Origin of the sequence: Tenacibaculum aquimarinum (assembly GCF_022478115.1) — a bacterium.
Taxonomy (GTDB): Bacteria; Bacteroidota; Bacteroidia; order Flavobacteriales; family Flavobacteriaceae; genus Polaribacter; species Polaribacter aquimarinum_A.
This window is the reverse complement of record NZ_JAKGSC010000003.1, coordinates 101,353-123,140: the sequence shown is the minus strand read 5'-3', so window position 1 is coordinate 123,140 and position 21,788 is coordinate 101,353. Positions and strand designations below refer to the sequence as shown.

The 21,788-nt window shown below is 30.8% G+C and carries 18 protein-coding genes; 13 read left to right on the top strand and 5 right to left on the bottom strand.

Annotated elements, in window-relative coordinates; all coding sequences use genetic code 11:
- Positions 1-23: 23 nt before the first annotated feature.
- From L1S33_RS08720 to L1S33_RS08710, 3 genes are all read left to right on the top strand, one after another.
- Positions 24-731, top strand: coding sequence for an LOG family protein (locus L1S33_RS08720; RefSeq protein WP_072554364.1), 708 nt, complete (start codon positions 24-26; stop codon positions 729-731).
- 59 nt (positions 732-790) lie between these two features.
- Positions 791-3,598, top strand: coding sequence for a gluzincin family metallopeptidase (locus L1S33_RS08715; protein WP_240562038.1), 2,808 nt, complete (start codon positions 791-793; stop codon positions 3,596-3,598).
- Positions 3,599-3,719: 121 nt separating this feature from the next.
- Positions 3,720-6,173, top strand: a complete 2,454-nt coding sequence (locus L1S33_RS08710) for an alpha-ketoacid dehydrogenase subunit alpha/beta (RefSeq protein ID WP_240562037.1) — start codon at positions 3,720-3,722, stop codon at positions 6,171-6,173.
- 48 nt (positions 6,174-6,221) lie between these two features.
- Here L1S33_RS08710 and L1S33_RS08705 read toward each other — a convergent pair whose 3' ends face one another.
- The 4 genes from L1S33_RS08705 to L1S33_RS08690 all read right to left on the bottom strand — a co-directional run bounded on the left by L1S33_RS08705 (position 6,222) and on the right by L1S33_RS08690 (position 9,672).
- On the bottom strand, positions 6,222-6,980 hold the full coding sequence (locus L1S33_RS08705) for a phosphoribosyltransferase family protein (protein ID WP_240562036.1): 759 nt from the start codon (positions 6,978-6,980) through the stop codon (positions 6,222-6,224).
- Complete coding sequence (locus L1S33_RS08700) at positions 6,955-7,344, bottom strand: hypothetical protein (RefSeq protein WP_240562035.1); 390 nt, start codon at positions 7,342-7,344, stop codon at positions 6,955-6,957. The genes L1S33_RS08705 and L1S33_RS08700 overlap by 26 nt, the downstream gene beginning before the upstream one ends.
- Before the next feature lie 15 nt (positions 7,345-7,359).
- The gene (locus tag L1S33_RS08695; protein ID WP_240562034.1) at positions 7,360-8,814 is read right to left on the bottom strand and encodes a nicotinate phosphoribosyltransferase; all 1,455 of its coding nucleotides are present in this window, start codon (positions 8,812-8,814) and stop codon (positions 7,360-7,362) included.
- Between the two features lie 183 nt (positions 8,815-8,997).
- Complete coding sequence (locus tag L1S33_RS08690; protein ID WP_240562033.1) at positions 8,998-9,672, bottom strand: NUDIX hydrolase; 675 nt, start codon at positions 9,670-9,672, stop codon at positions 8,998-9,000.
- Positions 9,673-9,785: 113 nt separating this feature from the next.
- On the opposite strand from L1S33_RS08690, the gene L1S33_RS08685 reads away from it, so the two are divergent.
- Positions 9,786-12,218: a zinc-dependent metalloprotease gene (locus L1S33_RS08685; RefSeq protein ID WP_240562032.1), complete on the top strand. Its 2,433-nt coding sequence runs from the start codon at positions 9,786-9,788 to the stop codon at positions 12,216-12,218.
- Positions 12,219-12,225: 7 nt separating this feature from the next.
- Here L1S33_RS08685 and L1S33_RS08680 read toward each other — a convergent pair whose 3' ends face one another.
- On the bottom strand, positions 12,226-13,494 hold the full coding sequence (locus tag L1S33_RS08680; RefSeq protein WP_240562031.1) for a DUF2851 family protein: 1,269 nt from the start codon (positions 13,492-13,494) through the stop codon (positions 12,226-12,228).
- Positions 13,495-13,615: 121 nt separating this feature from the next.
- On the opposite strand from L1S33_RS08680, the gene L1S33_RS08675 reads away from it, so the two are divergent.
- The 9 genes from L1S33_RS08675 (at position 13,616) to L1S33_RS08635 (ending at position 21,723) form a co-directional block, all read left to right on the top strand.
- Positions 13,616-14,248, top strand: coding sequence for an NAD(P)H-dependent oxidoreductase (locus L1S33_RS08675; RefSeq protein WP_240552848.1), 633 nt, complete (start codon positions 13,616-13,618; stop codon positions 14,246-14,248).
- A 25-nt stretch (positions 14,249-14,273) separates the two neighbouring features.
- Positions 14,274-15,737, top strand: a complete 1,464-nt coding sequence (locus L1S33_RS08670; protein ID WP_240562030.1) for an aminoacyl-histidine dipeptidase — start codon at positions 14,274-14,276, stop codon at positions 15,735-15,737.
- 177 nt (positions 15,738-15,914) lie between these two features.
- Positions 15,915-16,679 carry a ParA family protein gene (locus L1S33_RS08665; RefSeq protein WP_240552850.1) on the top strand — a complete coding sequence of 255 codons (765 nt, stop codon included), beginning with the start codon at positions 15,915-15,917 and terminating at the stop codon, positions 16,677-16,679.
- Between the two features lies 1 nt (position 16,680).
- Positions 16,681-17,568, top strand: a complete 888-nt coding sequence (locus tag L1S33_RS08660) for a ParB/RepB/Spo0J family partition protein (RefSeq protein ID WP_240552851.1) — start codon at positions 16,681-16,683, stop codon at positions 17,566-17,568.
- Complete coding sequence (locus tag L1S33_RS08655; protein ID WP_240552852.1) at positions 17,569-18,147, top strand: DUF5683 domain-containing protein; 579 nt, start codon at positions 17,569-17,571, stop codon at positions 18,145-18,147.
- Positions 18,148-18,849: a 4-hydroxy-tetrahydrodipicolinate reductase gene (dapB, locus tag L1S33_RS08650; protein WP_240552853.1), complete on the top strand. Its 702-nt coding sequence runs from the start codon at positions 18,148-18,150 to the stop codon at positions 18,847-18,849.
- A gap of 69 nt (positions 18,850-18,918) precedes the next feature.
- Positions 18,919-20,502: a signal peptidase I gene (gene lepB / locus L1S33_RS08645; protein WP_240562029.1), complete on the top strand. Its 1,584-nt coding sequence runs from the start codon at positions 18,919-18,921 to the stop codon at positions 20,500-20,502.
- A gap of 2 nt (positions 20,503-20,504) precedes the next feature.
- Complete coding sequence (locus L1S33_RS08640; RefSeq protein ID WP_240562028.1) at positions 20,505-21,122, top strand: WbqC family protein; 618 nt, start codon at positions 20,505-20,507, stop codon at positions 21,120-21,122.
- Between the two features lie 25 nt (positions 21,123-21,147).
- On the top strand, positions 21,148-21,723 hold the full coding sequence (locus L1S33_RS08635) for a Crp/Fnr family transcriptional regulator (protein WP_240552855.1): 576 nt from the start codon (positions 21,148-21,150) through the stop codon (positions 21,721-21,723).
- Positions 21,724-21,788: the final 65 nt, after the last annotated feature.

Here is a 21,788-nt window from a genome sequence, read left to right as displayed (position 1 = left end):
ATATTAAATTAAAAAGGATAATTATGACGCAAGAAGATAGAAAAATAAAAGAAAAATTACAAACAAAGACTTGGAACGAAATTAAAACAAACGATTCTTGGGCTATATTTAAAATTATGGCTGAGTTTGTTGAAGGATACGAACGCTTAAGTAAAATTGGACCTTGTGTTTCAATTTTTGGGTCTGCACGTACAAAACCAGATCACCCATATTACAAATTAGCCGAAGAAGTTGCTTTTAAATTAACTCAGAATGGTTTTGGAGTTATTACAGGTGGTGGACCAGGAATTATGGAAGCTGGTAACAAAGGTGCACATAGAGGAAAAGGTGTTTCTGTTGGTTTAAATATTGAATTGCCTTTTGAACAACATGATAATCCATGGATTGACCAAGGTAAAAGTTTAGACTTCGATTACTTCTTCGTAAGAAAAGTAATGTTTGTAAAGTACTCACAAGGTTTTATTGTAATGCCTGGAGGTTTTGGAACAATGGATGAATTGTTTGAAGCAATTACCTTAATTCAAACTAATAAAATTGGACGTTTCCCAATTGTTTTAGTAGGTAAAAAATTCTGGGGTGGTTTATTAGACTGGATTAAAAACACACTTTTAGAAGAAGGAAATATTAGTGAGAAAGACCTAAACTTATTTAGAGTTGTAGATACTGCAGATGAAGCTGTAGAGCATTTAAATAATTTCTACGCTAAATATCAGTTAAAGCCAAATTTCTAAAAATAATAAATTATCTAAAAAACTCGTTGTACATTGTGCAACGAGTTTTTTGTTTCCATATGAATTTTAAGAAAGCACTCTTTATTCTTTTATTATTCAGTTGTAAAATACTGTTATCGCAAACAAACGCGATAAAAATTGATGCTCACTTACTAGACAATTCAGACAAGTTAAGTATTGTTCAAGAAATTACATTTCACAATAAAACAAACACCATACTTAACAATTTATACTTACACAATTGGGCTAACAGCTTCGCAAACAACAACACTCCATTAGCAAAACGCTTTTTAGAAGACTATAAAAGCACATTTTATTTTTCAAAGAACAAAGAAAAAGGCTCTACTACTATTCATAATCTTTTAGTAAACTACCAAAAAGTAGAATATAATGAAGTTATAAATCATCAAGACATTCTTAAAATTGACTTAAATACCTCTTTAAAACCGAATGATAGTATTGTAATTACAGCAAATTACACTGTTAAAATACCTGATGCTAAATTTACCAGATATGGAAAAACTAAAACTGGCTTTCATTTACGCTATTGGTATTTAACCCCTGTAGTTTATGAAAATGGTTGGCAAACTATGAGTAATTTAAACTTGGATGACTTATATATGAATATTGCTAATTACAATATTAGCATCACTGCTCCGAGAGTTTATTCTATAGAAAGTAATTTAAAAAACACTCTTAAAAAAAACCGAACTACAACTACTAATTTTATCGGAAACAACACTAAAGATGTAATTATAAGCATAGACAGTATTAATAAATTTACAACGTTAAAAACTAAAAAAACTTTAGTAAAAACCGATTTATTAGAAGATTTTCTAGACCCAAGAGTTGCCACAGATATTGTTGATAGAGAATTAAATTTTATTGAAGACTTTCTAGGAAAATACCCCAACAAAGAAATATTTATTGACAGAAATTCTGTTGGAAAAAACTCTTTACATGACATTTACGGATTACCTAAATGGCTAAAACCATTTCCTGAAAATTTTAGATGGGAAATGCGTTTTTTTAACTCATTAACAATTAAATATTTAGATGATGTTTTACTATTCAATAAAAGAAAAGATTACTGGTTAAAAGACGGTATTCAAACTTTTTTAATGATAGAATATGTGAAGAAATACTATCCAGAAGTTACTATTTTAGGTAAATACTCTAAATATTGGGGAATAAAGAGCTACAACATTTCAAAATTAAAACAGAATGACAAATATCAATTTGTGTATCAATTTAGTGCTCGTAAATTCTTTGACCAAGCTTTAAATGTTAGAGCAGATTCATTATCTAATTTCAACAGAAAAGTAGTTAGTAAATATAAAGCTGGCTTAGGCTTTAGATACTTACAAGATTATATTGGAGATAGTATTTTAAAGAATTCATTCAAAGAATTCTATGGGAAAAATCAATTAAAACCTACAAACAGTCTTCAGTTTAAAAAAATACTAACCTCTAAAACAGATAAAAATCTTGATTGGTTTTTTGGAGATTATATTTCAACAGATAAAAAAATAGATTACAAAATAAAGAAAGTAGTACAAACTGAAGACTCTTTAAAAATTACTATAAAAAATAAAAGAGAAATGACTGCGCCGGTTGCTTTATATGGCGTAAAAGACAAAGAAATAAAATTTAAAAAATGGATTACTGGAGTAGATTCTACTAAAACGATTACAATTCCAAAAAACGGATTTGATAAACTAGCATTAAATTACGAGCAATTATATCCAGAATACAATTCGTTAGATAACTTTAGAAAAACAAATAATAGCTTACTTAACAAACCTTTTCAATTTAGGCCTTATAAAGATGTTGGAGACCCTTATTACAATCAACTTTTTTATAGTCCAAACATTAGATATAATTTATATGATGGATTAATTTTAGGTATTAACCTAAACAACAAGCCTGTTTTAGCTCATAATTTCGAGTTTAGCTTAACTCCAAATTACAGTACAAAAAGTAAAAATTTAACTGGTGGCTATGCACTAGGTTACAATCATTTTTTTAAAAGTGATAAAATTTATAAAATTAAATACGGTGTTAGTGGTAGCAACTTTCATTATGCTCCAGAATTAGGCTACAACAAATTTTCTCCATTTGTAAACATTCAATTTAAAAGAAATAGTTTACGAGATGTTGGAACTAAGTTTCTACTAACTCGTTTAGTCTACATTAACAAAGACGTACCTGACAGCTTACAAGTCTCGGAAAGAGACAAATACACAATTTTTAATGTAAGATATGTTAATAGCAAACCCAATGTGGTAAAAAGATTTCAATATGCTTTAAATGCTGAATTTGGAAATAACTTTACTAAGTTTTCAACAGACATCCGTTACAGAAAAGAATTTAATAGAAACCAAAATTTTGAGTTGCGCTTTTTTGGAGGAGTTTTTCTTAACAATAAATCCAAAGGAGATTACTTTAGCTTTGGGTTAAACCGTGGATCAGATTATCTATTTGAACAAAACTTATTTGGAAGATCAGAAAGTTCTGGTTTATTTAGTCAGCAATTTGTTGTTGCAGATGGTGGTTTTAAATCTAACTTTAATCAAGATGTTTTTGCTAATCAACTAGCAACTTCTATTAATTCTAGTATTGGTATTTGGAACTGGATAGAAGTGTATAATGATGCTGCAATGTTAAAAAACAAAAATCAAAATCCACGTTTTTTCTATGAAAACGGAGTAAGACTTAATTTTATTCCAAATATTTTTGAATTTTACCTACCAGTTTACACTAACGAAGGATTTCAGTTTAATGATAATTATAGTAGCAAAATACGTTTTGTAATCACCACAAGTTTTGACAGAATTTACAACTATATTAGAAGAGGATTGCTATAAACTCAATAACAAAACACTCTTAAATCGTAAAAATATTACGATATTCGTAATAAAGCTTTTATATTTTTAAAATTCACCTAAAAAACGTACTTTTGCAATGAAGCAAAAAATATAGATATCTATGGCTACCAAACAAGCAAAACTTACCGCTGAACAAATTTCTTTTAATGATTTCAAAAATGAAGTTTTACAAGATTATAAAACTGCAAGACTTAGTAGAGAATGTAGTTTATTAGGTCGTAGAGAAGTTTTAACTGGTAAAGCTAAGTTTGGTATTTTTGGAGACGGTAAAGAAGTACCACAATTAGCAATGGCAAAATCTTTTAAAAATGGAGATTTTAGGTCTGGTTATTATAGAGATCAAACTTTTATGATGGCAATTGGCGAGTTAAATCCACAACAATTTTTCGCTGGTTTATATGCGCATGCCGATATTAAGATAGAACCAATGTCTGCAGGTAGACAAATGGGCGGTCATTTTGCTACACATTCTTTAGATGAAAATGGCGATTGGAAAAACTTAACACAACAAAAAAATTCTTCAGCAGACATTTCTCCGACAGCGGGTCAAATGCCTCGTTTATTAGGATTAGCACAAGCTTCTAAAATATACAGAAATGTAAAAGGGTTAGAAAATTTCACCAACTTTTCTGACAAAGGAAATGAAGTTGCTTGGGGAACAATTGGAAATGCTAGTACTTCTGAAGGCTTATTTTTTGAAACAATAAACGCCGCTGGAGTTCTACAAGTACCAATGGTAATGAATGTTTGGGATGATGAATACGGAATTTCAGTACACGCAAAACACCAAACAACAAAAGAAAGTATTTCAGAAATCTTAAAAGGTTTTCAAAAAGAAAAAGATACAAATGGTTACGAAATTTTTGTAGTTAATGGATGGGATTATGTACAACTTGTTGATACATACAATAGAGCATCAGAAATTGCAAGAACACATCATATACCTGTTTTAATTCATGTTAAAGAATTAACACAACCTCAAGGCCACTCTACTTCTGGTTCACATGAAAGATACAAAACCCCAGAACGTTTAAAGTGGGAAAAAGATTTTGATTGTATTACACAAATGCGAAATTGGATTTTAGATTTCGAGCTTGGTGATGGAAAAGGAGGAAGTTTAAAATTTGTAGATTCTGAAGAAGAATTAATAAATATAGAGAAAAATGCCAAGAAAGAAGTTTCTGCAGCAAAAAGAAACGCTTGGAATTCTTATTTAAATGAAATTAAAGTAGAATTAATTTCTGCAGCAAATTTATTTGAAAGAATTGCTAAGAAAAGCAACAGTGGCGCTTTTATCACTAAATACAAAAGCGACTTAGAGGCAATAATAGAACCTGTTAGAAAAGATATTTTAATAGCATGTCGTAAGGTTTTACGATACCTAAGAGATGAAAATTTTGCAGAAAAAACTGAACTACAAAACTTTATTAAAAACGCAACTAAAAATGCCGAAGTTAAATACTCATCACATTTAGTAAGCGAAACAGCATACAAAACCACAGATATTGCTCCAGTTAAACCAACTTACGCTGCAGAAGATAATTTGGTTGATGCTCGTGTGATTATGAGAGACAACTTCAACGAAATTTTATCTAAACACCCAGAAGTATTAATTTTTGGAGAAGATGCAGGTTATATTGGAGATGTAAATCAAGGCTTAGAAGGGTTGCAAGAAAAATTTGGAGAACTTCGAGTTTCAGACACTGGAATTAGAGAAGCAACCATTTTAGGTCAAGGTATTGGAATGGCAATGCGTGGTTTACGCCCAATTGCAGAAATTCAATATTTGGATTATTTATTATACGCACTTCAAATTATGAGTGATGATTTAGCAACGCTTCGCTACCGAACTTTCGGAAAACAAAAAGCGCCGCTAATTATTAGAACTCGTGGACATAGATTAGAAGGTATTTGGCATTCTGGCTCTCCAATGGGCGGAATAATTAACAACCTTCGCGGAATTCATGTATTAGTTCCAAGAAATATGACGCAAGCTGCTGGTTTCTACAATACATTATTAGAAGGAGATGATCCTGCTTTAGTAATAGAATGCTTAAATGGATATCGTTTAAAAGAAAAAATGCCAACTAACATTGGTAAATACAAGACTCCTATTGGTGTAATAGAAAAATTAAAAGAAGGAAGTGACATGACTGTAGTTTCTTACGGTTCTACATTAAGAATTGTTCAAGAAACAGCTAAAGATTTATCACAAGTTGGTATTGAAATTGAAATTATTGATGCGCAAAGTTTATTACCTTTTGATATTAATCATGATACCGTAAAATCTATCGCTAAAACAAATAGATTACTAGTTATTGATGAAGACGTTCCTGGCGGAGCTTCTGCATATTTAATGCAAGAAATTATTGAAAACCAAAATGGATATCAATATTTAGATAGTAAACCACAAACCTTAACAGCCAAAGCACATAGACCTGCATATGGTACAGATGGAGATTATTTCTCAAAACCTTCTGCAGAAGATATTTTTGAAAAAATATACGAAATGATGCATGAAGTAAATCCACAGAAATACAAAGCGCTTTACTAAAAATACAATCACATTCTTAAAATCCCAAACTTTTCAGTTTGGGATTTTTTATATAACTTTATATTGTGTAACAAAATCATCATCAATTGTTTTATAGCTATTTGTACAATAAACATGATCAATTGTTTCTTTCAACTCATCAAAACCATAATTGAATTGCCCGTGAGTTACATATAAAAATACTTTTGATGCGCCTTGCTCTTTTAAAGTTTTGGCTAAAAACTTAAATGTTCTACCACCATCAGCTAAATCGTCCACAATTAAACAATCCTTATCTTTTACATCGCCTTGAATACTAATTACAGGCGCTCCTTCTACTCTAACCTTGTTAGAAGGAACCAAATCTGCATTCAGTTTTTCTGCAATTTCGTGCGTTGTTTTATAAGCCCCAGCATCAGGACTAACTAGTACTGGATTGCCTATTGTGTTATATACTTTTTCAACATATTCAAAATGAGAGATTTTCTCTGAATTATTTATTAACGCTAAAGAAATTGGGCTATGTGGATGTAAAATAAAAACTTTATCAAATTGCATAGAATTAATAAACTTACTGATGATTTTTAAATCAAAAGATTCTCCTTTATTAAAGCGCCTGTCTGAACGTTGACCTATTAAACAAAATATAGTCAGTTTAGCGATAGTAGTTTTGTTTTCAGAATTCTCTGCATCCCAAGCTTCTTTAATAGCACCAGCTCTAAATAAATCTTCATAACTATTACCACGAATTTTAATATGAATATCTCCTTCTTTAGTAATCTTTGCAGATACTTGTCCGTCTTTAAATTTCTTTATTTCGTATTTCATCTATCAATCTTTTTAAATTATTGTACGATTCTTTTAATCCAGCCCTATCGTCTAATAATATATTATAATAAGGCTTTCTAGTTTTCATTAAAGGATTCTCATTAATTAAATCAAAAGGAATGTCACGTTCAATTAAATCTTGCTTTATAACGTCTAATTTTTCTCCTTCATTCCCTGTAAATAATATTAACGTGAATCCATAGGACTTACAGATTCTTAAAAGCTCTACTATAGGTTCATAATTAATACCTTGACTATGGTAATCAAAAACTGTATTATCATAATCAAATGCTACAAATAGACTTTTATGAGCTAAATAATCTTGCTTTAATCTATTATAAAAATCGAATTCTAAAACATCCATAATCTAGTTGTTTAATTAAATATTAGTATTAATACTTTCTCTAATCTCTTGTAGAGTAATTGGATTTAAAAATTTACCATTTTCATAAATAACTTGTAACTCACCTTTATTCTCTTCTTCAGGAGTAACCTGGTCTACTAAAACTAATTCATTATTAACTTTATCTACTTTTATTAACCCTTTGGCAGATTTTTTAATTCCATCATCTGTAATTGGGTCTTTAAAAATCTCTCTTCGTTCTCCGTTAACTACTACAGAAGTAGCTTTCATTGCAAAACCAAAAGTATCTCTTGTATTAAACTGATACGTAAAAGAACCTATTCCTAAAACTACATTAGTAGAAGCAAAACCTTTATCGTGTAATCGTTGACAAATATTTTCTGCTCTTTCCGTAGTAATACTATCTCCATAAATAGCTCCAATATGGCTGTCTAAAACTTTAAAACCTTGTTCGTTTACTGTTCCTCCAAAAATATCCCAAAGCAATTCTACTACTCCTTTATCTTTTGGTGCTTCTCCGCCAAGTATTTTAGTTTCACCACAAATAATATCTACAGGGTCTCCACTATCTGGACGTATTACTAGCTTACCATCTCTTGCTAAAACTTCCTCTTTTAATTGTGGTAAATAATTTGTTAATACTTTCCATAAATCCCAAGTATCACTTACTACTGATAAAATACCACTAGGATACGTATTCATTAAAGCTCTAAAAGTTCCTATTTCATCATCTTTTGTTCCTGCACACATTACAGAGTGTTCAGTAGCGTTTACTGAACCGACTACAAAACCTTCTGCTTTGTAATACTTACGTAAACTACTAATTACGGGTAAAGTATCAGAACCTAAAAATACTGCTCCGTGTCCCATTCCTGAAGATATAGCGCTTTGTAAACCTCCCATACCTCTCATTGAAAAATCGTGCCCTTGAAAATCTATAAAAGCTTCATTTTCTTTATCCGTTTTTAACACCCAATCTTTAAAAATTCTCTTATAACGCAATGCTATAGAAGCTGATGTCATTGGTTGCCATAACATTGTAGATAAAATGGTTTCTAAAAAGTTAGTTATCCAATAGATTTTTTTATCTGTATTTACTACAGTAACCATAGGCACTCTAATTGGCACCTCTACTCCTTCTGGTAATGACTTCACTTTTATTGGTAAATATTGTAAATCGTGTAACTCTTCATAATGTGTTACATCATAATCAGTACCTAAATACAAAGACAATTCTTCTTTTAACTCATTACAAACTTTTGCCTTAGGTTTTGAAAAGAAATTATCTTGAAAATAATCGTGTAACCATTGAAAAACGTATTGTTGTCCAAATGAAACTACTTTATCACAACCCTTTGGAGCATATTTATTACTTCTAGGTGTCCAGTTAGAATACACTTCTTCTGTTCCTTTAGGATATTGTTGGTGATGTCCTGTTTTGTAACCGTCAGTTAATAATAATCCGTTCATAATTTTTTTTTAGAATTTAACTAATGCTTTATTTATATTATCAAATATTGGTGTGTTATATTTCTCACACAATTTATAAACCACAATAATTATATTTGCGTAATTATGACGCAAATATATAATTGATTTAGATTTTGCACAAGTTTATTTGTGTTTTTTTTACACAAACTATATTTAAATATACTAAATCTCGAAAATGATTCCTTCTTTCTTTAATTTAAAATATCGTTGTTTATTGAATTTAAACAAGTTAGCAGGTCTTCCTGAACCTTTAGAAACTTTTTCATCAAGTTCATCTAAAACATTAAGACTTAACATTTTTTTTCTGAAATTACGTCTATCTATTGTTCTTCCTAATAAAGTTGTATATAGTTTTTCTAAATCTGAAAAAGGAAACTTAGTGTCTAATAACTCAAAACCAATTGGTTCATATGTTATTTTACCTTGTAGTCTGGCAATAGCCATTTTCAAGATTTCTCTATGGTCAAACGATAACTTTGGTAGTTCATCAATTTTAAACCACTGTACCTCTTCTGCATCTGTTGATGCAAATATTTTAAAAGCACTAGGTTTAATTAGACCAAAATATGCAACAGATACTACTCGACTTCTAGGGTCTCTTTTAGGGTTGCCAAAAGTATATAGCTGTTCCAAGTAGTTAATTTTAATACCTGTCTCTTCTTTAAGTTCTCGCTCTACTGCTTCTTCTAAAGATTCATTGTTTAAAACAAAGCCTCCAGGAATTGCCCATTCTCCTTTGAAAGGTTCATATTTTCTTTTAATAAGTAGTACAGAAATTGTTTGCTCTTCATAGCCAAAGACTACAGCATCTACAGAAAGTTTAATTGCTTGTTGCATTTTATGCGTATTTATTACGCTAAAATACATAATTCAGTTTTAACAAAACAATAAGTACTTACGTCCTCTCTTTTTGGTATTTTAGGAGTTTAAAATAAACTTCAACCAAACCAATGAAAAAACTACTAACTCTATCATTACTATTGGCTTTTGTTTTCCCTTCAGAAATAAATGCACAAAGAAAAAAATCAAAAAAGAAAACAGAAACTTCAACAGAAAAAACCAAACCTAAAAGTAAAACAAAAAAGTACTCGGATTTTATAAAAAAAGATACTAAAACCAACGAAGGTCTTTTTAAAGTTCACGAAACTAAAGACAAATTTTACTATGAAATTCCAAAGGAATTATTAGGAAAAGAAATGCTTTTAGTGAGCAGAATTAAAGAGTTACCATCAGGTTTTGGTGGCGGCTACGTTAATGCTGGCTCAAAAACCAACGAACAAGTTGTGGTTTGGGAACAATTTAAAAAGAAGATTTTATTAAAAATTAAATCGTACAATGCAATTGCAAACGACTCACTTCCAATATACAAATCAGTAAAATCTAATAACTTAGAGCCTATTTTATATGCATTTGATATTGAAACAGAAAGTAAAGATTCTACCGCTGTTTTAATTGATGTTACAAAATTTTTCTCTTCAGATGTTAAAGCAATTAGCGGAATTAACAGCAGAGCAAGGACACAATATAAAGTAAAGCGTTTAGACGCAAGCAGAAGTTTTATTAACACCATAAAAAGTTATCCGAAAAACGTAGAAGTTGTTCAAGATTTTACATTTGATGCAAGTAAACCACCTTCTAATTCTAGAGCTCAAACCATAAGCATCAGAATGAATCAATCTATGATTTTACTTCCAGAAAAACCAATGATGCCGCGTTTGTTTGATAAACGAGTAGGTTATTTTACGGTTGGAAATATAGATTACAATTCAGAAAAATTAAAGGCAGATAGCAAAAAATACATTCGTCGTTGGAGATTAGAACCGAAAGACAAAGAAGCGTATGCAAGGGGGGAATTGGTAGAACCAATTAAACCAATTGTATATTATTTAGATCCTGCAACGCCAGAAAAACTACGCAAATACATAAAACAAGGTGTAGACGATTGGCAAAAAGTTTTTGAGACTGCTGGTTTTAAAAATGCAATTATGGCAAAAATGCCACCAACAAAAGAAGAGGATCCAGAATTTAGCATGGAAGACATCAGATATTCTTCAATAAGATATGTTGCCAGCACAACGAGAAATGCAACAGGTCCAAGTGTTTCTGATCCGCGTTCGGGAGAAATTATTGAAAGCGACATTATTTGGTATCATAATCATTTACGCTCATATAGAAATAGATATTTATTAGAAACTGGCGCAGCAAATCCTTCAGCAAGAACTTTAGACACGCCTGCGGAAGAAATTGGGGAAATGATGCGCATGGTTATTGCTCATGAAATTGGTCACGCACTTGGTTTACCTCATAATATGGCCGCAAGCTACGCATATCCTGTAGAATCTTTAAGAAATGGAGATTTTACTCAAAAAAACGGAATTGCAGCAACCATTATGGATTATGCGCGTTACAATTACATTGCACAACCTGGAGACGAAGGTGTTCGTTTTATTCGTCAATTAGGACCATACGATCATTACTCTATTAATTGGGGTTATCGTGTTATTCCTGGAGCAGGATCTCCTAAAGATGAAGTAAAAACTTTAGATGGCTGGATTGATGAAAAAGCAAACGACCCAATTTATAAATTTGGTATTCAAAGAAGAGGTGGTTTTGACCCTGCTTCTCAAACAGAAGGAATTGGAAACGATCAAGTAAAAGCAAGCAACTACGGAATTAAAAACCTTAAAATTGTTGCTAAAAACTTACCTCAATGGACTTCTGACCAAACCAACAACTACGAGGATTTAAGCGAATTATATGGCGAACTTTTAGGAACTTGGAATCGCTATGTTGGACACGTAATTGGAAATATTGGTGGTGTTTTTGAAGACAATAAAAAACCAAATCAAAAAGGAAATGTATATTCTGTTTTACCAAAATACAAACAAAAAGAGTCTTTAAACTGGCTATTAAACAATACGTTTACCACACAAAATTGGCTGTTAGATAAAAACATTTTGGCAAACACAAATCACACTGGTTATGTTGAAAGAATGGGACGTTACCAAAACAGGCATTTAAGCAGTTTATTAAATGAAGCTCGTTTGGAAAGAATGATAAATTCTGAAGTTACCAGTTACGATTTTTACGCAGCATCAGAAATGGTAAAAGACATTAGAAAAGGCATTTTCTCAGAAGCAAATTCAACTCAAAATGTTACAGTTTATAGAAGAAACTTACAAAAGAGTTTAATTGACAGATTAGGTGTTTTACTGAATAGTAAAAATGCTAAAAACTCAGATATTTCTTCGATTGCTCGAGGAGAATTAACTGCTTTAAAACACCAAGTAACAACAGCTAGTAAAAGAGCTGTAAATAGTATTACAAAATATCATTATAAAGATTGTTTAGCTAAAATTAATTCAATTTTAGACCCTAAATAATTAGCTATTATTTCTTAAGAATAGTTTTTCCTATTGCGCATTGTAAACATTGTTTTGGTGCGCAATAGTTATTTTTAAGTTCTAATAAAGCCTGGCTTTCAAAAGCATTTTTAGCAATTATTTTTAAATCAGAAAATCTAGATATAATTGTATTTTTCTCTGGTTTCAATTGCTGAATTAACTGTAAAAAGTCTTCTTCACTCACTTCTCCTCTACTTTTTAAGTATTGAAATTTTAATGGTATAATTGTATTTATCAATAACAAATCAATAAATGATTTTGTAAGTTTCTTTGCTGATTTTTTTGAAGTTGTTTCAAACGTATAATGTGTTTTCCAAAAGTCGTTTACTTCAACAGAGAGCAAACTGTAAAAATCCTCTATTTTGGTAACCTCTATCAATTTAGAAAACAGATTTTGATGCTTATTAAATAATGAAACTAATTGTGCAATTCTAATTGTTGGAAAATTATTAGGACGCATTCTAAAAAACTGAAAGCCATTAGCAATGGCATGCAAATTATATTTATGCTGTAAATACTTATACTCTTTTTGTAATTCATTTTTATAATTCTCTTCAGAAACTTCTTCTAAAAAACCAGCTTGCCCAAACAACAAAGCCTCCAAACTTTCAGCATTAAAAGATTCTTTTCTAACAACCGAAAAATCCAATGACGTTGCTAAATTTAAAAAAGCATCAGCATTAGTTTTTAATCCGAAGTTCTTAGAAATCAATTGAAACAAAACGGCTTCATAATTTGAGTTTGATTTCTGTAAAAGCTCTTCAATAAAACTAGATTTCCTCTCTAAACGCTCAAAGTATAATCGCTCTAACCAATTATTCACAGTAAATTCATCGACTTCTTTAATTTGATTTTCGCAAGGAATCCAACGTTGTTGTTTAGAAAATAAATTCTGATAACTTTTAAGCAAACTGTTATCAATTAATCCTTTTAGTTCTAAAGTTGGCATAGGTGAATTATCCTTCATAAAAACTTCAGCATCATGTTGCCAAACTACATGTAAAATCACAGCATCATAATTTGTATCTTCTTCATGTTTATGCAAATACCAATCAGAAGAATTTAAATGAATTTCCACATTACCAACCCAAAGTTGCTTATTAATTTTTAATTGAGCATTCAAAAAATCGGGTCCGGAGTTTGTATTATAAATTCCTGGATTTACAATTACAATTTCTTCTTTTTTAGTGGTTTGTATTTCAGCAGAAGCAATTAATTTATACCTCCAAACATAGTGTAGGAAATCTTCTTTCATAGGATAGCTTTTTTGATAGTCAATTTACAAAAATTAAATTTATAGGTAAATCAGTTTTAACAATGCTAATCTATTTTAGGTTGATTAATATTAGCTTATTTTTGCAGTATAAAATTATACAATGAATAGCATAGAGAGTTTACAATGGCGTTACGCTGTTAAAAAATTTGACGATAAAAAACTGCTTTCTTCAGCACAAATCAATACTTTAAAAGAAGCATTTAACTTAACCGCAACTTCGTACGGATTACAACCCATTAAGTTAGCCGTTATTCAAAATAAAGACATTCAAAAAACATTAGTTGAACACTCTTGGAATCAGCCACAAGTAGCACAAGCATCGCATGTTTTAGTATTTTGTATTCCTAAAAAATATTCAAGTACTGCTATAAATGAATATTTTGATTTGGTAAAAAAAATTAGAAATACGCCAGATGAAATTATAAACCCATTTAAAGAATATTTAATGGGCGATATTGATAAAAAAACACAAGAAGAATTATTTCTATGGAATAAGAACCAAGCTTATTTAGCTATGGGAAACCTTTTAACCGTTTGCGCATTAGAACAAATAGACTCTTGCCCAATGGAAGGTTTTATTGCCGAGAAATACGACCAAGTTTTAGGCTTAGACAAACAAAACTTAACATCAATCTTAGTTTTACCTGTTGGTTTTAGAGCTGAAGATTGCTTTATGAAAGACCTAAAAAAGGTTCGTAAAAAAACGGATGATGTTATCATCGAAATCAACTAAATTTACACGTTAAAAATTTAATACAATGAGTTCAGAAATAAGAAATATAGAACCAACCATAGTTTGGAATCACTTTGCAGATTTAAATGCAGTTCCTCGTCCTTCGAAAAAAGAAGAACGCGTAATTGAATTTGCTGTAAACTTCGGAAAAAGTTTAGGACTAGAAACATTTACCGATAAAGTTGGTAACGTTATTATCCGTAAACCTGCTTCTACAGGAATGGAAGACAGAAAAATGGTAGTAATGCAAGGTCATTTAGACATGGTGCATCAAAAAAATTCTGACACTGTTTTCGATTTTGATACAGAAGGAATTAAAATGTTTATTGATGGAGATTGGGTAAAGGCAAAAGGAACAACTTTAGGCGCTGATAACGGATTAGGAGTTGCAGCAATTATGGCAATTCTATCTTCAACAGATATTGCACATCCAGCAATTGAAGCGCTATTTACTATTGATGAAGAAACAGGAATGACAGGCGCAATGGGACTTGAAGCTGGTGTTTTACAAGGTGAAATTTTATTGAATCTTGATACGGAAGAAGATGATGAAATTGGAATGGGCTGTGCTGGTGGAATAGATTTAACAGCAACAAGAAATTATACAGAAGAAGAAACTCCAAAAAACACTACTGCTTTTTCTATTTCTGTAACAGGTTTAAATGGTGGTCATTCTGGAATGGACATTATTAAAGGTTTAGGAAACGCTAACAAAATAATGAATCGTTTATTATACAACGGTTTTGAGCATTTTGGTTTACGTGTTTCTGAAATTAACGGAGGAAGTTTACGTAACGCAATTCCACGAGAAAGCTTTGCTTCAGTTGTAATTGACACGGTTTCTAAAGAACCTTTTTTGTTTGAATTAAATGAACTTATCAACAATATAAAAAACGAATTTTTAACATTAGAACCTAACCTTTCTGTTGAGTTAAAAGAAATTTCTTCACCAGAAAAAGTAATGGATTTAGGTGTTCAAGAAGGTTTTATAAAATCTATTTACAGCGCTTTAAATGGTGTTTATAGAATGAGTCCAGATATTGAAGGACTTGTTGAAACTTCGAACAATATTGCTAGAGTTATTGTAAAAGATGGAGCAATAAAAATAGGTTGTTTAACACGTTCTTCTTCAGAAACAAATAAATATGATTTAGCAAACTCTTTACGTTCTGCTTTTGAATTGGCTGGTTTTTCTGTAGAACTTTCCGGTAATTATCCTGGTTGGCAACCTAATGTAAATTCAGAAATTGTAGCTTTAGTAGCCAAAACTTATGAAGATTTACACGGAGAAAAAGCGAACGTTGCTGCATGTCATGCAGGTTTAGAATGTGGAATTTTAGGTCAAAATTATCCAAATATTGATATGGTTTCTTTTGGACCAAATATAAAAGGCGCTCACTCACCAGATGAAAGAGCTCAAATTTCTTCAACTCAAAAATTTTGGAAATTCTTACTAGAAATCCTTAAAAATATTCCGAAGAAAAACTAAAAAAACAAATCTAAAACCGAAGTTAACGCTTCGGTTTTTTTAATATTTAAATTGTTCACAAATAAACATAAACACCTAACTGTTAGCGATTTATGTTTTTGTAATTTTATTAACATCTTTCTCTTTAAAAAACTACAATAAATTGTATTTTTACTGTTTAGTAATCGAACTATTTTAATGGGAAAAATAATAGCAATAGCAAATCAAAAAGGCGGTGTTGGTAAAACAACAACTACAGTTAACCTTGCTGCGTCTTTAGGTGTTTTAGAAAAGAAAGTTTTATTAATTGATGCAGATCCACAAGCAAACGCTTCGTCTGGATTGGGTATTGATGTTGAAAGTGTTGAGTTTGGAACCTATCAGGTTTTAGAGCATACTATTTCTGCAAAAGAAGCTATCATAGAAACCAACTCACCAAACGTAGATATTATTCCTGCGCATATTGATTTAGTTGCTATTGAAATTGAATTAGTAGATAAAGAAAAGCGTGAATACATGCTTAAAAAAGCGTTTGAAGAAATTAAAGACGATTACGATTATATTTTAATAGATTGCGCGCCATCATTAGGTTTAATTACTTTAAATTCTTTGGTTGCAGCAGATTCTGTTATTATTCCAATTCAATGTGAATATTTTGCTTTGGAAGGTTTAGGAAAACTATTAAATACCATAAAAAGTGTACAAAAAATACACAATCCAGAATTAGATATTGAAGGTTTATTATTAACCATGTTCGATTCTCGTTTACGTCTTTCTAACCAAGTTGTAGATGAAGTTAGAAAACACTTCAGCTCTATGGTTTTTGACACAATTATTAGAAGAAATACACGTCTTGGTGAAGCGCCAAGTTACGGAGAAAGTATAATTGCATACGATGCAACAAGTAAAGGTGCTGTAAATTACTTAAATTTGGCAAACGAACTTTTAAAAAAGAACGCATAAAATGGCAAAGGCAACTAAAAAACAAGCTTTAGGAAGAGGATTATCTGCCTTATTAAAAGAAACTAGTAATGTTATTACAGCTTCAGACGAAAATGCAGATAAAGTTGTTGGAAGTATTATTGAAATAGATTTAAATCTTATTGATGTAAATCCATATCAACCAAGAACTTATTTCGATGAAGAAGCACTTAGAGAATTAGCTAGTTCTATTAGAGAATTAGGTGTAATACAACCAATTACAGTTCGTAAATTATCAGAAGATAAATTTCAATTAGTATCTGGAGAGCGCCGTTTTAGAGCTTCAAAATTAATAGGAAACAAAACCGTTCCTGCTTACATTAGACTTGCCAACGACCAAGAAATGCTAGAAATGGCATTGGTTGAAAACATACAACGTAAAAATCTAGATCCAATTGAAGTAGCACTTTCTTACCAACGTTTAATTGATGAAATTAATTTAACGCAAGAAGAAATGAGTGTGCGTGTTGGTAAAAAAAGATCAACCGTAACAAACTACTTAAGATTGTTGAAATTAGATCCAATTGTACAAACAGGAATGCGAGACGGATTTATTTCAATGGGTCACGGAAGAGCACTTATTAATGTTGAAAGCACAGAAGATCAATTAAATATTTACGAAAAAGTTTTACGCGAAAAATTATCGGTTAGACAAACTGAAGAATTAGTGAAAACTTTAAAAACAGGAAAAGTTTCAAAACCAGCTAAAAAGAAACAACTTCCTAAATTTGTTAAGGAAAGTGTAAAAGATATTAGCGAATACTTTGGGCACAAAATAGACGTTTCTGTTAGTAGTAATGGAAAAGGTAAAATCTCTATTCCTTTTCATTCTGAAGAAGATTTTAATCGAATTAAAAACTTATTAAAATAAGTGAGTTTCCCGAAACACATATTCGTTTTTTGCTTTTTATGTTGCAGTTTATTTGCCAACGCACAAATTGATACTACTGCAATAAAAATAAAAGAATTATCTATCCAAGAAGGTGTATACAATCCGCTTTCTCCATCAAAAGCAGCTTTTTATTCAGCAGTTTTTCCAGGAGGTGGTCAAATTTACAATAAGAAGTACTGGAAAGCACCATTAGTTTGGGCTGCAATTGGTACTGCAACTTATTTCTACATTGATAACAGTAATGAATACGATAGATACAGAACCGCTTTTAAACTTAGAGAACAAGGTTTACAGGATGAATTTACAAGAGATGACGGTTCTATTATTTTATCTACAGCAAGTTTAGAAAACGCTCAAACAACATTAAGAAAAAACAGAGATTTATCTCTTTTAACTGGTATTTTATTATACGTTTTACAAATTGTAGAAGCTAGTGTTAACGCACACCTTTTACAGTTTAATACTGATGATAATTTATCTATAAGACCAACTTTTCAGCCAGATAAAATGCTTGTTGAAGCTCCAAAAGTTGGACTTTCATTAAAATATTCTTTTTAAATGAAAATTGCATTACTAGGTTACGGAAGAATGGGAAAAGAGATTGAAAAAATCGCAATTTCTCGTGGACATGAAATTGTTATAAGAAAAGACAAAGATGATATCGTAGACATTACATTAGCAGATGTTGCTATTGATTTTAGTGTACCAACATCAGCTTTTAATAATATTTCAGACTGTTTTAACAACAATGTCCCAGTAATTTCTGGAACTACTGGTTGGTTAGAAAAATATGATGAAGCTATTAATCTTTGTAAAGAAAAAAAGGGTGCTTTTATTTATGCTTCAAACTTTAGCTTAGGCGTAAATATCTTTTTTGAGTTGAATAAACAACTTGCTAAAATGATGAATGCTTTACAAGATTATAACATTTCTATGGAAGAAATTCATCATACAAAAAAACTAGATGCTCCAAGCGGAACAGCTATAACTTTAGCAGAAGGTGTTTTAGAAAATACCAACAGAACTAAATGGGAATTAGACGGCGAAGCTTCCGAAGAAATTGTTCCTATTATAGCTAAAAGAATAGCAGATGTTCCTGGAACGCATACCGTTTCTTATGCTTCTGAAGTAGATACTATTGATATTAAACATACAGCGCATAACCGCAAAGGATTTGCATTAGGAGCAGTTATTGCGGCAGAATGGCTTCAAAACAAAACAGGTGTTTTCACAATGAATGATGTGTTAAACATAGGTTAAAAAACGTAACAATTAGTAATTTAAAACTACTAATTGACATCCTTTAAAAAGGAATAAAATTTTAGAATTATGACATTTTTTGAATGGTTTATATTTTTCCTAATATTACAAGTAGTACACTTTTTAGGAACTTGGAAATTATATGTAAAAGCAGGAAGACAAGCTTGGGAAGCAGCAATACCAGTTTATAACGCAGTTGTTTTAATGCAAATTATTAACCGACCAAAATGGTGGGTAATTTTACTTTTTATACCAATTGTAAACTTATTAATGTTTCCAATAATTTGGGTAGAAACCTGTAGAAGTTTTGGTTTCAATAAAAGATTGCATACAATTTTAGCTATTATAACTTTTGGTTTCTTCATATACTACATTAACTATTTTACTGATGCAAAACACAAAGAGGACAGAAGTTTAAAACCACAATCTAACCTTGGTGAATGGGTAAGTTCTATTTCTTTTGCAATTATTGCCGCTACTTTAGTGCATACTTATTTTATGCAGCCTTATACGATTCCAACTTCCTCTTTAGAAAAAACACTTTGGGTTGGAGATTACTTGTTCGTTAGTAAGTTTCATTACGGAGCTAGAGTACCAATGACAACAGTTGCTGCTCCAATGGTACATGACACGCTTCCAATAGTTGGTAAATCATTTATATCTGATGATACTGATAAAGATGGCTTTTTAAACAAACTATCTTTACCATACATGCGTATTCCTGGTTTTCAAAAAATAAAAAGAAACGATATTGTTGTTTTTAGTTGGCCGGTTGATAGTTTAGCTTCTATGTGGGGAGATAAATCTGGAAAACACACCTACAAACCAATTGACAAACGTACAAACTACGTTAAACGTTCTGTTGGTATTCCTGGCGATAGTTTGGAAGTTAGAAATGGTTATGTTTTTATTAACGGAAAAAAAACTGTTTTACCTGACAGAGCAAATCCTCAATGGTTTTTTGAAGTTGATACTGATGGAAAACAATTTAGCCAAGCTTTTATAAAAAGATACAATGTTAGAGAAGGTGGCACAAGAGATGGAAAGTACATTCTTAATTTAACCGATGATGAAGCTGCTGCAATGGCTGAAAACCCATTGGTTAAAAGCATAACAAAAGAATTAAAACCAGCAGGTTTTTATGACAAAGCAGTTTTTCCACACAATCCACAATACAAATGGAGTTCAGATAATTTTGGACCAATTTATATTCCAAAAGCAGGCGTTACTGTTGCTTTAGATTCAAAATCAATTCCGTTTTACGAGCAAATTATTGATCGTTATGAAAACAACAATTTAGTTGTTATGAACGACAAAATTTACATTAACGGAAAAGAAGCTAATAGCTATACTTTTAAACAAGATTACTATTGGTTAATGGGAGACAATAGACAAAACTCTTTAGATGCTCGTAATTGGGGTTATGTTCCGTTTGACCACGTAGTTGGTAAACCTGTTATGATTTGGTTAAGTTGGGACCCAAATATTTCTATCTTTAACTTTTCTGATAAAATAAAATCTATTCGATGGGATAGAATGTTTACTACTGTTCATGGAAGCGGGAAACCTGTTTCTTATTTATGGGTTGTTCTTACCTTATTTGCAGCATATTTTGGATATAGTTTTTACAAAGGAAGAAAAAAAACTGACTAACCTTGAGTTTATTTCTACCAACATACTTCTCTCCTATTTCGCAATATTCAGCAATTGTAAATTCGGATGATATTGTTTTTGAGGTTGAAGATAATTTTCAAAAACAAACCTATAGAAACCGTTGCTATATTTATGGCGCAAATGGCAAGCAGCTTTTAAATATTCCTGTAAAACACCCAAAAACAGCAGGAAGAAAAAAAACAAAAGACACCTTAGTTGAAAACGTTTCACCATGGCAAAGTCAACATTTAAAATCGCTACAATCTGCATATAGAACCTCACCTTTTTTTGAGTTTTATATAGATGATTTAATGCCAATTTTTACAAAAGAATACAAGTTTTTAGTTGATGTAAACATTGATACTTTTTCAATATTAATGGACGCACTACAACTTCCTTTAAAATACTCAAAAACAACAAAATACGAGTTACTGCCGAAGGGAATAGATTTTAGAAATTTAGCTATTGATAAAAAAGGAATTGAAGTAAAAACACCTAAATACATTCAAATGTTTGACGACAAACACGGCTTTCTACCCAACCTTTCTATATTAGATTTACTTTTTATGGAAGGTCCAAATACAATTAGTTTTTTAGAGAAAATTAAATTACATTTGTAGATAACCTATTCGTTATCAGGGACAAATGAGTTCAGTTAAAAAACACGCTTCTTCAATAGTAAAATTATCAGATGAATCTATTAAGGATTTAGAAAACCTTTTCTCTTTGAAAAAATACAAAAAAGGAGAAATAATAGACCCTGCTGGAAAAACCGCAAAAAACACTTTTTTATTAATTGAAGGTATTGCCAGAAGTTATACTTTAGATAAAAAAGGAAAAGAACATATAAGATCAATTTTTATTCCTGTATCTGTTTTTTGCTCTCTAACCTCATTAATATTAAAAACACCTGCAACTTCTACGTATGCTTGTATTACTGAGTGTACAGTATTTGAAGGTAATTGGGATACTTTTATATCGCTTACTAAAAAACATCATGATATTGCTCTTCTACATATTAAAAATTTAGAAAATGCATTTATAAATATTGAAAGACGAGTAACTTCCTTAAGTACCTTAAACGCTACGGAACGTTACTTAGAACTTAAAAAAATTGCTCCAGATATTGAAAAGCTAATACCTTTATATCAAGTTGCAGCTTACTTAAACATAACTCCAATACAATTTAGCAGAATTAGAAAGGCCTTATACTCTAAGTAACTTTATAAACCTATGTTTAGAGCAGTACTTATGTTATATTCTATCTTTGCAAACCCGTTTCTAAA